A 13154-nucleotide genomic window follows, 5' to 3' on the forward strand; every position below is an offset into this window, starting at 1 on the left:
CCGGCGGGAAGGCGGGGCTCAGCGCTTCGCCCTCTTCGCCGGGTGCTGCGCGCGCCACGCCTTCACCGCGGCCAGCGTGCCGGTGATGTGGCCGCGCGGATCGCGATCATTGTGGACGTAGAGAATCCTGCCGTCGGGCGCGATCACATAGGAGACGCGCTCCGAACGGCCGGGCTCGACGGCCATCGCGACGTCATAGGCCTTGATCATCGCGCGGCTGGCGATGCCGACCGCGAACTTGTCCCGGCAGGCCTCGCGCGAGAAGCGCTGCAGTTCGGCGATGCTGTCTGCAGACATGCCGATCACGGTGGCGCCGAACGTCTCGAACTCGGGCGTCTTCTCGGCGAATTCATGCGCCTCGATCGTGCAGCCCTGGGTGAAGGTCTTCGGGAAGAAATAGAGCACCACCGGCCCCTTCGCGAGCGACTTCGCCAGCGAAAAGGCGAAGGGCTTGCCCGCCTGCGCCGCCGGCGTGCTGAACGGCGGCGCCTTCGCCCCCTGCGGCAACGCGGCCTGGGCAGCCGGCATGGCAAGGGCGAACGGCAGGGCGGCGATGACGAGGCGGCGGAGGAGCATCGGGATTACCTTCGGCTGAACTGCACCGGATCATAGGCGCGGGACAATGAAGGGAAAAGCCCGATCTCCGCTGCCTCTCCCCCGAGGGGGAGAGGGCCAGGATCGCGCTACTTCTTCTCGCCGGTCGCCCCGTCGATCGCGCCGCCCGCCTTTTCCGCGGTCGATTGCACCGCTTCCGCGGCACCGGTCACGGCATCGCTTTCGCGCTTGTCCTGCACCACCAGGAAATAGACCGCCACCGCGGCGATCACGACGAGCAGGGCAGCAATCAGCGCGGCCGCACCGCCGCCGCTGCGGCGTTCGATGATGGTGGTCGTGCCCGGTTCCACCCGGCGTTCTTCGGTATGAGCCATTTCGATCCTCCTCAGATCCCCCGTTGGGGGCAAGAACCGCGCAACGCCGGCCAGGTTCCGGTCGGGTGCCCGTCAGGTGGTTGCGCGGGCTGCGCCGATGTGCAGACTTGGCTCCGGGGGATCGCGGGAGATGAGTGAATGAGGGTGACGCAGTCGGCCGCGCTGCCGTGGCGCCGTCTGTCGGATGGCGGCATTGCCATGCTGCTCGTCACCTCGCGCCGCACGCGCCGCTGGATCATCCCCAAGGGCCATATCGAACGCGGCATGACCGCCGCGGCCTCCGCCGCGAAGGAGGCGCTGGAGGAAGCCGGGGTGACCGGGCGGATCGGCGGCAAGGTCGGCACGTTCGACTATGACAAGCTTCTGACCTCGGGCGCGGCGCGGCGGCTGCGGGTGAGCGTGTTTCCGCTCGAGGTGGTGGAGGAACTTGACGAATGGGAAGAACAGGCGCTGCGCGAGCGCGCCTGGTTCGCGCCCGAGGAGGCCGCCGCGGCGACCGCCGAGCCCGAACTGCAGGCGATCATCCGCCGCTTCGCCGCGCAGCTTGTGGTTTGACCGCGGGCATCGACTGAGGCCGCGATCCGTGCAATTCGTGGCACCGGCACCGGGGGGTGCCTCGATCGGGCGGGGACGAGCGGGCGATGCAGGCTGCGGCCGATTTCCATGATGCGCTGCCGGCGGGCACGGCGGTGGGCGATTTCGTGCTGGGCGAGGCGATCGGCCAGGGCGGGGAGGGCATCGTCTATGCCGCGCGCCACCCGCGCTTCGGCGCGGTGCTCGTCAAGGAATATTGGCCCAAGCAGTTGATCTCGCGGGCCGGCGGCGGCGTCGCCGAAGCCTCGCGGGCGGCCTGGGCGCCCGATCTCAGGCGCGGGGTGGAGCGCTTCCTGGCGCTGGGCGAACGGATGGCGGCGTTGCCCGACCATCCCGGCATCGTCCGCATCCATGCCGCCTTCCCCGCCAACAACACCGCCTATCTGGCGATGGAGCGGGTGGCGGGGCGGCCGCTGGCGACGGCGCTGGCGGAAGGCGCGCTGCGCGATCCCGCCGACATCATGACGTTGGCGGACCAGCTTTCGGATGCGATCGCCTTCCTCCACCATCAGGATCTGTTCCACCGCGACATCGCCCCCGACAATGTGATCGTCACGCCGGGGCGTGACTGGCGCGCGGTGCTGATCGATTTCAACGCCGCCAAGGATCTGATGGTCGAGCTGACGCGCAGCGTCGCCGCGGTGGTGAAGCCGGGCTATTCGCCGGTCGAGCAATATCACGGTGCGGGCAGCGAGGCGCCGGGGCCGGCATCCGATCTCTACAGCGCGGGCGCGGTGCTCTATCGCGCGATCAGCGGCGAGGCGCCGCAGGAGGCGAGTCGGCGGCTGTATCGCAGCGATCACAGCACCCTGGTGGCGCTCTCTCCGCCCGGGTTCGAGCGCGGCTTCCTTGCCGCCATCGACCATGCGCTGCAGCCGCGGCCGGAGGATCGGCCGGCGAGCGCCGACATCTGGCGCCGCGAACTGGGGGTGGTGCCGGGCGGTGCTGCGGCGGAAGGGGGTGCGACGCGCCCGGCGCCGACACCGATGGACATATGGCGCCTGCGCGCGTCGCGCGACGAGGCCAGCACGACGATGCACGGGCCCGCGGCACCCGTGCCTCCGGCGCCGGCTGCGGCGCAACCGACCATCGCGCAGACCACCGTGCGGGCCACCGCGCAGGATGCGCCGACCGCACCGTCGCCGCCGCGTGCGGCCGCGGGGGCGAAGGGCGGGCAGGGGCCGGTGACGCTGGCGATCCTCGCGCTGGTGCTGCTCGCCGCGCTAAGCGCCGGGGGGCTGCTCGCGTGGAATGCCGGCTGGCTGGGCGGGGGCGCGGCGGAGAATGCGGGCGATCCGATCATCAACATGCTCGATGCGGCGGCGGAGGAATTGAGCAATTCCGCCGATGCCGCCGATGCCGCCGATGCTGCCGATACCAGCGCCGCTGCGAACGGCGCGGCCGAGGGTGCGGGGCCGGCGGTGACGCCGCCCAAGCCGCTCAACGCACGGATGTGGCTGGGCGAGGCGGATTATCCGCAGGGCGCCACGCGCAACGGCGATGTCGGCATCGCGGTGGATGTCGACGCGGTGGGCAAGCCGGTTGCCTGCGAGACGGTGAAGCGGTCGGGCATCGCCGCCTATGACAGCGCCACCTGCCGGCTGGTGACCGCACGCGCGCGCTTCGATCCGGCGCTGGATACGGCGGGCACCAAGGTTGCGGGTCGCTATACGGGCACGGTGAAGTGGATGCCGCCGGAGTGGCAGGCGGAGCCGGAGGGGGAAGCCTATCCGGAACCCGCCGCCGTGAGCGGGCTGGCCGCGCCCGGCCAATGCGCACTGGGGCCGTACATCGTCTTCTTCGATTGGGACAAGACCGACATCACCCCGGAGGCTGCGACGATCCTCGATAATTTCATCGGCAACTGGCAGCGCTGCAAATCGCCCGAGATCATGCTGGCGGGCCACACCGATCGCGAGGGCAGCGCTGCCTACAACGCCGGGAAGTCGCGCCGGATGGTCGCCTCGGTCAGCGCCTATCTGGCGTCCCGCGGCATCCCCGCATCGATCATCAGCGCGGAGAGCTTCGGCGAAGGACAGCCGCGCGTGCCGACCGCAGACGGCGTGCGGGAGATGCAGAACCGGCGGGTGGAGTTGACGACGCGGTAGGGCGGAGAGGGCATGTCGTCCTCCGGTCGTCCCGCGCGACGTCGAGCGTCGGGCTTGAAGGTCAAGCGTATGCGATCTCCCCCCTTGCCGGACCCCAACAAAGCGGGATTCTTCCACGCGAGAAAATCGCGCTTACAAATTCAGCCGTTCATCGCTATATCGAACGCGCTGACGTCGCGTGCGACGGATATCGGGCTGCCTTTGCTTTCCCTTTGTCCCTTTCTAGCTTTCGAAGCCGGGATGCGCTGCTTTTGGCGCATGCCCGTCATACATGGGATAAAGGATACCCATATGATCACCGGAACCGTAAAATTCTTCAACCCTGACAAGGGCTTCGGCTTCATCGCGCCCGAGAGCGGCGGCAATGATGCATTCGTCCACATTTCGGCTGTCGAGCGCGCCGGCATGCGCACGCTCGATAAGGACCAGCGCGTCTCCTATGAGCTCGAGACGGATCGCCGCGGCAAAACCTCCGCAGTGAACCTGCAGGCAGCCTGACGGTTTGGGCGAGCCTCGCGCTCGCCCAGCCACCCGCAGGTGCACAAGCGTGCGGCCTGACGCGTCAAGGCGTGCGCGCCATGTCCCGAGCGATCAATCAGAACGCGAGGCAGGGCCATGTCATCGCCGCTTGCGCCAAGCGCAAGATCGGCATCGGCGCCATCGAAACCCTTCAGTCCGGCGGTACGCGTGTTGTGATGAACAACGCCGAGAATATCGCGGAAATCGCCAAGCCTATGGATCGAAGGTACTCGCGGGCAATCTTGTCCGGATTACCCCGCGCCTGGCACGGCCGTAAGCTATATTGGAGATAGAGTGCCAGCATTTAAGACCCCGACATTTCAGGAACGCACCGCAGCTGCGGCGACGGCCAGGAGCAGGGCGCTCACGCTCCTGCGCTCGAAGCCTCAAGCCGATGCGGCGTCGGTCGCCGCCGCCGTTGCGCGGCGCGCGGCACGGGAAGCTGCCGAGGCCGAAAAGCGGGCGGCGGCTGCTGCCGCGCGTGCCCTGGCTGCGGCGGAGAAGCAGGCCAGCAAGGCCGAAGCGGCCAAGATCGCCGCGATGCCCGAGCCGACCGAGGCCGACCGCAAGGCCGCCCGCGACGCGCGTTACGCTGCACGCAAGGGGCGCAAGTCTTCGCGCTGATGCGCATCGGCGCGGAAGCTTCGCGGGCATTCCGCACCTGGCGTCCGGTCAGTCGCAGGCTGACAGGACGCCCCCCAGCGTCGACAACAGCTGGTAGCGGCGCCCCCGGAACGCCCTGCGACGATCTGCGGATCCCGCTCTTTACCGGTCGCCGCGTGCTGGTGGACGCGCAGGCAGGTGGAATCGATGATGACCGGTTCGCCGTCGAAACCCGCGGAAACTGCCGCCGGCAGCCGGTCCCATACACCGGTTTTGCGCCAGCGGACGAAGCGGTCGTAGCAGGTCGTCGGCGGTCCGGAGCGCCGCGGGATTTCCGCCTATGGCGAGCCGATCCGGAACCACCGGAGACTGCCGTTCAACACCCGTCGACCATCAACCCTCGGCACGCCTCGCGGCTTGTTCGGCAACGGCGGCGCGATGATCGTCCACGCACGATCCGTCAGTTCGCACCGTCGCCGCGCGATCCAACCTCATCGTGAACGACGAGGCTGGATCACGCACACGCCAAAGCTCAAGCCCGTTTATGCGTTTGCGACCCAACCCCCTCAATTCACCCGCGCGCCTTCGGGACGCTGTTCCAGCGCCTTGCCCCAGATCGTGACGGTGAAGTCGAAGTTGCCCGGATCCCAGGCGATCAGCCGCACCGCGACGGGGACGAAGCTGTTGCCTTCATATTCGGGTTCCACCTTGTAGCGGCTGAGCTTGCCGGAGGCGGCGAGCGGAGCGATCACATTGGCATCGGTGCTCGCCTTGAGGTCTGCGGCGAAGGGGGGCACGTGGAGGATGTTGGGCGCGACCGCCTCTCCGCCGAACGCTTCCGGCAGCAGCAGCATCGGCACCAGTTCGCCCCTATCGACCAGAACCTGCACCTTTTCGCGGGAATCGACCGCGGAATAATCGGGGCCGGTGCCGCCGCCGTCGCCGGTGCCGCGCGTTTTCCTGCCGAACCATCCCATCGCCTGCCTCGCCGGTTGTTCGTGACGGAGCGAGGATGGAAGCCCTGCGGCGCGGGTCAATCGCGACGGGGCGGAGCGACCCGGGGCTGCGGCGGCCCGTGACGGCACGAAGATCCGGCGCTGCCGATTCAACCATTTGCGTTCGCCGCTTAGCCGGTGCTGCCGCCATCATCATCGCGCGAGGAGCCCCCGCTTATGTGCGCTTCCACCCCCGACGTTCCCACCATCCCCGAACGGCAGGCGAGCCGCCTGCCCGACCAGGGCGCCGCCCCGGGCGCGCGCGATCGCCGCGCCCGGCTGGGGCCGCTGCTCGCCGCGCTGACCCGCGCCGACGGCCTCGGCACCCCGCCCTCCACCGCCCGGCCGACGCTCGGCTGATGGTGCAGCCCCTCCGCCACGCGTGCGAAACGCGGCTCAAGGCCATGCAGGCGATCCGTACCGACTATGAGGCGGAGTGGAAGGAGATCGCCCGCTTCGCCCAGCCGGCGCGCAGCCGCTTCCTCAATTCGGAAACCAACCGCAGCCGCCGGCTGCGCAACGGATCGCTGCGCGACGAGCATGGCATCGTCGCCTTCCGCACGCTGGCCAATGGCATGACCAGCGGGCTATCCTCCTCCTCGCGGCCGTGGTTCACATTGACGCTGGGTGATGCGACGCTGATCGACGAGGACGGGGTGAAGCCCTGGCTCTCCGAGGTCGAGCGGCGGCTTTACGCCTTCCTGGCGCAGACCAACTTCTATGGCGCCGCCAAGACCGGCTATGCTGAAAGCGGTTTGTTCGGCACCGAAGCGGTGGCGCTGGTCGAGCATGCCGACGTCGGCATGGTCGCGCATGCGCTGACCGCGGGCGAATATTGGATCGCGCTCAGCGACGCGCTGGTGCCCGACACGCTTTATCGCCGCGCGCCGATGACGGTGCGGCAGGCGGTCGACAGCTTCGGCAAGGCGGTGAACAGCCGCGTGCGCACCGCCTATGACGGCAGCCGCTACGACGAGATGGTGGACGTGTTCCACGCGATCGAGCCCGATCCCGACCATGACGGCCGCAATCCCGCCTCCAAGCCGTGGCGCTCGGTCTATTGGGACGAGCGCGCGTCGGGCGACGAGCTGCTGCGCGTCAGCGGCTATCGCGAGAAACCGTTCTGGGCGGCGCGCTGGGACACGACGGGCGCGGATGTCTATGGCTATTCGCCCGGCATGGAGGCGCTGCCGGCGCTGCGCGAGCTGCAGCTCCAGGTGAAGCGGCGCAACGAGGCGATCGACCTGCTCGTCCACCCCGAGAAGGTGGTGCCGCCGGGGCTGAAGCTGACCGGGCAGCCGCGCAACCTCGTCTCCGCGGCGGGCGTCGACAAGGATGCGATCCTCGTGCCCTACCAGCTGCCCTACCAGGCGGTGGCGGCGATCGGCGACGAGGTCACCAAGTGCAAGGCGCAGATCGACGCGGCGAGCTTTGCCGACCTGTTCAACGCGATCACCAACATGGCCGGCATCCAGCCGCGCACGGTGGAGGAGATCGCCGCGCGCAACGAGGAGAAGCTGACCCAGCTCGGCCCGACGATCGAGCGGGTCTCGACCGAGAAGCTTTCCGCGGTGATCGACCGCGCGTTCGGCATCATGGAGCGCGGCGACCTGCTGCCGCGCGCGCCGGAGGTGCTCGAGGGGCGCGAGCTGCAGGTGGAGTTCGTCTCGATCCTCGCGCAGATGCAGCGGATGGTGGGCATCGGCCAGATCGAGCGCACCACCGGTTTCGTGGGGAGTCTGGCGGGCATGGCGCCGGATGCGGTGGACAAGCTCGATATCGACGAGCTCGTCGACGAATATGCGGCGCGTGCGGGCGCCCCGGCGCGGATCATCCGCCCGGCGGAGGCGGTGGCGGCGATGCGCGAGGGCCGGGCGCAGGCGGCGCAGGCGCAGCAGTTGGCGGCGATGGCGCCGGCGATGAAGCAGGGCGCGGATGCGATGAAGGTGCTGGGGGAGATGGGCGCGGGCTGAGGTGGGCGCTTGAACCCTGTTCCCCGACCGGGCAAGGCGGGCGGGGGCGCATGAACGGAGCATGCCAATGACCCTGCCCGACCTGCCCATCGAGGGTGGCTGCCGCTGCGGCCGCGTGCGCTTTCGCGTTTCGCAGGCGCCGTGGATGGAGACCATATGCCATTGCCGCGGCTGCCAGCGGATGAGCGGCAGCGCCTTTTCGACCACATTGATCGTTCCCGCCGATGGTTTCGAGCAGATCGCCGGTGAGACGGTGATTGGCGGCCTGCATGGTGACGAGGCGCACCACCATCACTGCGACGGCTGCAAGAGCTGGGTGTTCACCACGCCCGCGGCGGATCTTGGTTTCGTCAGCATCCGCGCGACCTTGCTGGACGAGCCGGGCTGGTTCGCGCCGTGGATGGAAACGCAGACCGCGGAGAAATTGCCCTGGGCGGCAACCGGCGCCGTGCGCAGCTTCGAGCGGTTTCCGGGGATGGAAGACTATCAGGCGCTGATCGCGGCATATCGCGAGGATCGCGGGATTTCGTAGCTTCGAGCGGGTCTGCCGCCTTGGCTGCGCTCGGGGCGAACGGAAAAATTATAGGGCTACCCTCGATTTCCTTGCCCCCGTTCGTCCCGAGCGCAGTCGAGCATCTGTCTTCCAGGTCAAGCGGGTTTGGGCGCCCACACGCGATTTTTGGTGATGAGGGTGTTGGCAAGCGCGACGAGTTTTCGTGCGACGGCGATGAGGGCGAGCTTTGGAGCTTTTCCGCGCGCGAGAAGGCCATCGTAGAAGCGCTTCAAGTCGGGGTTGCGGCGGCTGGCGACGAGCGCGGCCATGTAGAGGGTGGATCTGAGCTCGGCGCGTCCGCCGCGTATGGATCGCTTGCCGCGCATGCCGCCGCTGTCGCGGGCGAAGGGCGCGAGGCCGACGAGGGCTGCGGCCTGCTTGTTGGTAATGCGGCCGAGTTCGTGGAGGTATGAGAGGAAGGCCTGGGTGCTGATGGGGCCGATGGCGGGGATGGATCGCAGGATTTTGGCTTTGCGCGTCATCTCGGCATCAGCCTTGATCAGTTCCTCGATCTTCACCTCGATGCGATCGATATGCGTGGCGATCGAGCTCAGCCTTCTTTTATGTTCGCTCTTGAGGAAGCTGCCCTGCGTGACGCTGAGCCTGTTGCGCAGCGCGGTCTGTTCGGCGAGCGCCGCGGTGCGGGCGCTGACGAGTTCCTGAAGCTCCTCCTGCCGCCGGCTCACCGGCTCGGATGCCGAGAGGCCGAAGCGATCGGCCATCAATGCCAGCATGGCGGCATCGATCGCATCGGTCTTGGCGAGTTTGCCGGCAGCCTCGGCGAACAGCCTGGCCCTCAGCGGATTGACGAGCGCCACCGGCAGTCCGGCATCATGCAGATGGCGTTGGACGTCCCGATGATAGCGCGACGTCGGCTCCATCAGCACCAGCTTCACCGCGAACCGGCCGAGCACCTCGACCAGGCGGTCATGCCCGGCACTGTCGTTGCTCACCCGCAGCTGCTCGCCCACCGGGTGAATGTGGATGTCCAAATTGGCCTTGCTCACATCGACGCCGACATGGACCTCCGGCAGCGACTTGTCCTCGACCTTTCCTTGCATACGGGACTTGCTCCCCTTCATCTGTTCAGGCCAGACTTGAAGGGACGGACGGACCGATCTCGACTACGGCTCGAACCAAGGGACACTCGGTCCCGTCCGTCCGACCGCCGGGGGTGGCCACCCCCGGCGGTCGCCCTTCTGGACTACCAGATCGGGCTGACCGCAAGATGCAAGGGACGGGGAGGCCCGCGCGATAATTTCCGGCAGTCTTCGTGTGAGTCGTCCCTCGACTGCGCTCGGGACGAACGGAGATTGGGGGGCTGAGGGTGCGCCCCTCACACGCCCGGCGGGAACGGCGGGAAATCCACCGGAGACACCGCGGCGCCCGGCGTCCCCGCCGTCACCCAGCCATACACCGCCAGCCCGAGCGGACTGAACGCGATCGGCGCCATCGCGACCTGGGTCGCGACGATCGCGCCGGTGCCCCACCACCACGCCGGATGTACGCGGCCGCGGGCGCGTTCGCGGCCGACGCCGATCACGGGGAAGATCATGATCGCGGCGAACACCGCCCAGCCGGCCCAGGGGATGAGCAGCGGCATCGGCAGCAGCCGGCCGAACGCCGGGCCCATCAGAACCGTCATACCGCAGAAGAACAGCCGCCGGTGCCAGTCGGTGCGCCGCCGCAGCAGGATCGCGGCGGTGGCGAGCGCGCCGAAGCAGAGCACGCTGAGGCTGTTCATGAACAGGAAGTAGACGGGTTCGAAGAAGAAGGGCGATGCCCCGCGCCGGACCATTCCCACCGTCATGACGATGCCGAGCAGCACGATCGCCGCCGCCCAGCCTGCGCCGATCCAGCCGAGCCGGCGGTGGAGCGCGACCGCGCCGGTGGTCGCCAGCGCAGTCTGCAGCACATAGAAGAAGGTCCAGCCGAAGAAGGCGAAGGTATGGACGTGCAACAGCGGCGGCGCCGCGAAGGTGGAGCGGCCCATCGCGAACTGCAGCGAAAAGCCCGCGACATTGACCGCCGCCATCGCGATGGCGCCGAGCAGGAAGAAACGATGTTCGGCGGACATCGGCGCCCGCATTGCCTGTGTCGCCATGCCATTCCTCCACGGCGCCGCGCCGATCGTGCGGAGCGGGACGCTAATGGTGTGCGGAGCGTTGCTCAATGGGTAAGTGCGGGCGGATAGTATCCGTTCGTCCTGCGCGCAGTCGAAGGACAGGAAAGGCCCGGTCGCCACTTTCCATGACTTTCGCGTGACTGGCTGCTCGACTGCCCTTCGGACGAACGGCGATTGCGGAATCATGCTATGCCCATGCTTCGCAACAAGGGAGGATTCGATGTTCGTCGATGCCCAGCCGGTCGGTTTCGTTTCCACCACCGAAACCGAGCGGGCGCGCCGCTTCTACACCGATGTCATGGGGCTCAGCCTGGCCGACGATGGTTTTGCGCTGGTTGCGTCGGTGGGCGGGGGCAAGCTGCGGATCACGACCTTGCCCGCCTTCGCGCCTTCCGAAATGCCGTGCTTCGGTTTCCTCGTGCCGGACGTGACTGCGGCGGTGCGCGGGCTTGCAGCGAAGGGGCTGGCGTTCATCCGCTACGACTTCCTCGGCGACGCCCAGGATGCGGACGGCATCTGGAACGGCCCCGATGGCGCGCAGGTGGCGTGGTTCAAGGATCCGGACGGCAACCTGCTGTCGATCGGGCCAACCGGCTGACGTGCTGCCCTGCAACATGACTGAAGCTTAACAGCTGCGTTCGGCTGGGGTTCAGACCCGCGTACCTAAAGTGATTCCCAGCCTGCCGCCGTTGCCATACGGCATGGCGCGCGGGTGAGAAACATGCTGCACTGCGGAACGAAGCTGTGGCTGGAGCATTCAGTGGGAAGGTGCGAGGAGAACCCTCATGGCCGACGGACGACATATCGACAGCCACGAATGGACCGATGTCGATCTCGACAGGGTGGCACGGTTTCATGATCGTGGCTTGTCCGCGGAGCAGATCGCGGCGCAACTCGGGCGCCCGCCCGCGCAGATTTCCGAACGGCTGAAGATCGTCATCAACCGCATCGGCCGTTTCCACTGACGATGCGCAGGCTGGCCGGGGGCTGCCTGTGCGGCACGGTCGGCTACGACGTGGCCGACGCCTTCGGCTATGCGATGAACTGCCACTGCGGCCAGTGCCGCCGCGCCACCGGCAGTGCCTTCAAGCCCTTTGCCGGTATCGAACGCCAGCATCTGCGGCTGACGCAGGGTGCGGACGCGTTGCTCATCCATGGCGACCCCGGTCAGGCGCATGACGTGCATTGCGGGCGCTGCGGATCGCTGCTGTGGTCGGTCGTGCGCGAGAATGCTTGGGTGCATGTGACGCTGGGGACGCTGATCGACGTGCCGTCGATCCGGCCGCAAATGCATATCTTCGTGGGATCCAGGGCGGCGTGGCACGAGATCGCGGACGATCTGCCGCAGTTCGAGGCGTTTCCGGCGTAGGCACGGATGCCCCTCTGCGTTCAGGAGCGAGGCGGCGTGGCGGCGGCGCCTTTCAAGGCGTTTCGCGTTCGGCCAGTTGCTGTTCCGCCGCCCCCATATAATCCCTGACCAGCGGCAGCGCCTCGCGCCGGCGGGTGAACTGGATCTGGAAGTTCACATGCGCATCGTGGCGAAATGCATTGGTCGCGCCCGCCAGATAGAATTGCCACATCCGGAAGAAGCGCTCGTCATAGAGCGCGACGATCTCCGCGCGCACCGCCGCGACGCGATCGTACCAATGATCCAGGGTCAGCGCGTAATGCAGCCGCAGCACCTCCACATCGGTTACCCACAGCCGCGCGCGTTCGGCGGCGGGGGCGATCTGGCTGAGCGCCGGGATGTAGCCGCCGGGGAAGATGTAGCGCGCGAGCCAGCGGTCGGTGGGGGCGGGGCCGTCCGACCGGCCGATGGTGTGCAGCAGCATCACGCCGTCGTCGATGAGCAATGACCGGCAGGTCTCGAAGAAAAGCTGGTAGAAGGGCGGGCCGACATGCTCGAACATGCCGACCGAGACGATGCGGTCGAACCGGCCCTGCACGTCGCGATAGTCGCAAAGTTCGAAGCGCACGCGATCGCCGACCCCCGCCGCCGCGGCGCGCGCCCGCGCCGCCTTCAACTGCTCTTCGGACAGGGTGATGCCAAGCACATCCACGCCGGCGACGCGGTTGAGATAGAGCGCGAGCCCGCCCCAGCCGCAGCCGATATCGAGCACGCGCTGCCCCGCCCGCAGATCGAGCTTGGCGGCGATGTGCGCGCGCTTGGCGGCCTGCGCTTCGTCCAGCGTCATGTTCGGCCGCGGAAAGTAGCCGCAGCTATATTGCCAGTCGGCATCGAGGAAGAGCGCGTAGAGCCGGTCCGACAGGTCGTAATGATGCGCCACGTTGCGGCGCGAGCGGCGCTGCCAGTTCCATGCCGCGAACGGCCCCGCGCTGCTGCGCCACGGCCGCCAGACGTTCAGCCGAACCGCATCGTCATCGTCCCAATGCGTGTTGCGGCCGATCAGGTCGAGAAACTGGCGGATATCGCCCGCCTCGATCAGCATCCGCCCATCCATCCAGGCCTCGCCCAGTGCCAGCGCCGGGTTGAGCGCGGCGCGGCGCGGCGTGGCGTGATCGGTGAAGCGGATGGTGACGGGCGGGCCGTCGGCGGGGCTGCCCACGAAGCGATGCGTGCGGCCGGCGGCGTCGATGACGGTGAGCTGGCCCTTGCGGATCAATGTGCGGAGCAGCGCGGCGAAGAGCTTCATGGCGCAGACGATAGAGGGGGACGCGGGCGGAAGCGATGACGAACGCGTGGCGTTGATGCGCGGATGTCGTCCGGTCTATGGTCGGGGCGCCGGCTGCGCCG

17 protein-coding genes and 1 pseudogene are annotated in these 13154 nt (G+C 68.1%); 11 read left to right on the forward strand and 7 right to left on the reverse strand.

Going from position 1 to position 13154, the window contains the following annotated elements; all coding sequences use genetic code 11:
* Positions 1-18: 18 nt before the first annotated feature.
* On the reverse strand, positions 19-576 hold the full coding sequence (locus NX02_RS03575; protein WP_025290821.1) for a peroxiredoxin: 558 nt from the start codon (positions 574-576) through the stop codon (positions 19-21).
* Between the two features lie 107 nt (positions 577-683).
* Positions 684-929, reverse strand: a complete 246-nt coding sequence (locus tag NX02_RS03580) for a hypothetical protein (protein ID WP_025290822.1) — start codon at positions 927-929, stop codon at positions 684-686.
* A gap of 138 nt (positions 930-1067) precedes the next feature.
* Here NX02_RS03580 and NX02_RS03585 point away from each other — a divergent pair, with 138 nt between their 5' ends.
* The 5 genes from NX02_RS03585 (at position 1068) to NX02_RS03605 (ending at position 4774) form a co-directional block, all read left to right on the forward strand.
* The gene (locus NX02_RS03585; protein WP_047099730.1) at positions 1068-1484 is read left to right on the forward strand and encodes an NUDIX hydrolase; all 417 of its coding nucleotides are present in this window, start codon (positions 1068-1070) and stop codon (positions 1482-1484) included.
* An 86-nt stretch (positions 1485-1570) separates the two neighbouring features.
* Complete coding sequence (locus NX02_RS34060) at positions 1571-3631, forward strand: protein kinase domain-containing protein (RefSeq protein WP_025290823.1); 2061 nt, start codon at positions 1571-1573, stop codon at positions 3629-3631.
* A gap of 291 nt (positions 3632-3922) precedes the next feature.
* Positions 3923-4129: a cold-shock protein gene (locus tag NX02_RS03595; protein WP_025290824.1), complete on the forward strand. Its 207-nt coding sequence runs from the start codon at positions 3923-3925 to the stop codon at positions 4127-4129.
* Positions 4130-4209: 80 nt separating this feature from the next.
* Positions 4210-4443, forward strand: coding sequence for a hypothetical protein (locus NX02_RS03600; RefSeq protein WP_039996396.1), 234 nt, complete (start codon positions 4210-4212; stop codon positions 4441-4443).
* 1 nt (position 4444) lies between these two features.
* Positions 4445-4774: a DUF6481 family protein gene (locus NX02_RS03605; RefSeq protein WP_025290825.1), complete on the forward strand. Its 330-nt coding sequence runs from the start codon at positions 4445-4447 to the stop codon at positions 4772-4774.
* Positions 4775-4784: 10 nt separating this feature from the next.
* Here the strand turns inward: NX02_RS03605 and NX02_RS33510 are convergent.
* Positions 4785-5238: pseudogene (locus NX02_RS33510) on the reverse strand (transposase); the annotation flags it as partial.
* 81 nt (positions 5239-5319) lie between these two features.
* Positions 5320-5730: a hypothetical protein gene (locus NX02_RS03610; protein ID WP_025290826.1), complete on the reverse strand. Its 411-nt coding sequence runs from the start codon at positions 5728-5730 to the stop codon at positions 5320-5322.
* Between the two features lie 195 nt (positions 5731-5925).
* Between NX02_RS03610 and NX02_RS30540 the strand changes: the two genes are divergently transcribed.
* From NX02_RS30540 to NX02_RS03620, 3 genes are all read left to right on the forward strand, one after another.
* On the forward strand, positions 5926-6108 hold the full coding sequence (locus NX02_RS30540; RefSeq protein ID WP_025290827.1) for a hypothetical protein: 183 nt from the start codon (positions 5926-5928) through the stop codon (positions 6106-6108).
* Positions 6108-7721: a portal protein gene (locus tag NX02_RS03615; protein ID WP_039997068.1), complete on the forward strand. Its 1614-nt coding sequence runs from the start codon at positions 6108-6110 to the stop codon at positions 7719-7721. Before NX02_RS30540 ends, NX02_RS03615 begins: the two co-directional genes overlap by 1 nt.
* A 67-nt stretch (positions 7722-7788) precedes the next feature.
* Positions 7789-8253: a GFA family protein gene (locus NX02_RS03620; protein ID WP_025290829.1), complete on the forward strand. Its 465-nt coding sequence runs from the start codon at positions 7789-7791 to the stop codon at positions 8251-8253.
* Between the two features lie 116 nt (positions 8254-8369).
* Here NX02_RS03620 and NX02_RS03625 read toward each other — a convergent pair whose 3' ends face one another.
* Both NX02_RS03625 and NX02_RS03630 read right to left on the reverse strand, forming a co-directional pair.
* Positions 8370-9335 (reverse strand): IS110 family RNA-guided transposase, encoded by a 966-nt coding sequence (locus NX02_RS03625; protein ID WP_025290252.1) that lies wholly within the window; start codon positions 9333-9335, stop codon positions 8370-8372.
* Between the two features lie 275 nt (positions 9336-9610).
* Complete coding sequence (locus tag NX02_RS03630; RefSeq protein ID WP_025290830.1) at positions 9611-10378, reverse strand: hypothetical protein; 768 nt, start codon at positions 10376-10378, stop codon at positions 9611-9613.
* 241 nt (positions 10379-10619) lie between these two features.
* Between NX02_RS03630 and NX02_RS03635 the strand changes: the two genes are divergently transcribed.
* The 3 genes from NX02_RS03635 to NX02_RS03645 all read left to right on the forward strand — a co-directional run bounded on the left by NX02_RS03635 (position 10620) and on the right by NX02_RS03645 (position 11768).
* The gene (locus tag NX02_RS03635; RefSeq protein WP_025290831.1) at positions 10620-10997 is read left to right on the forward strand and encodes a VOC family protein; all 378 of its coding nucleotides are present in this window, start codon (positions 10620-10622) and stop codon (positions 10995-10997) included.
* 187 nt (positions 10998-11184) lie between these two features.
* Positions 11185-11364, forward strand: coding sequence for a hypothetical protein (locus NX02_RS03640; protein WP_025290832.1), 180 nt, complete (start codon positions 11185-11187; stop codon positions 11362-11364).
* 2 nt (positions 11365-11366) lie between these two features.
* A complete protein-coding gene (locus NX02_RS03645) occupies positions 11367-11768 on the forward strand; it encodes a GFA family protein (protein ID WP_025290833.1) in 402 nt (133 codons plus the stop codon).
* Between the two features lie 52 nt (positions 11769-11820).
* On the opposite strand, the gene NX02_RS03650 is transcribed toward NX02_RS03645, so the two are convergent.
* Positions 11821-13053, reverse strand: coding sequence for an SAM-dependent methyltransferase (locus tag NX02_RS03650; protein ID WP_025290834.1), 1233 nt, complete (start codon positions 13051-13053; stop codon positions 11821-11823).
* Positions 13054-13154: the final 101 nt, after the last annotated feature.

Source organism: Sphingomonas sanxanigenens DSM 19645 = NX02, assembly GCF_000512205.2.
GTDB lineage: Bacteria > Pseudomonadota > Alphaproteobacteria > Sphingomonadales > Sphingomonadaceae > Sphingomonas_D > Sphingomonas_D sanxanigenens.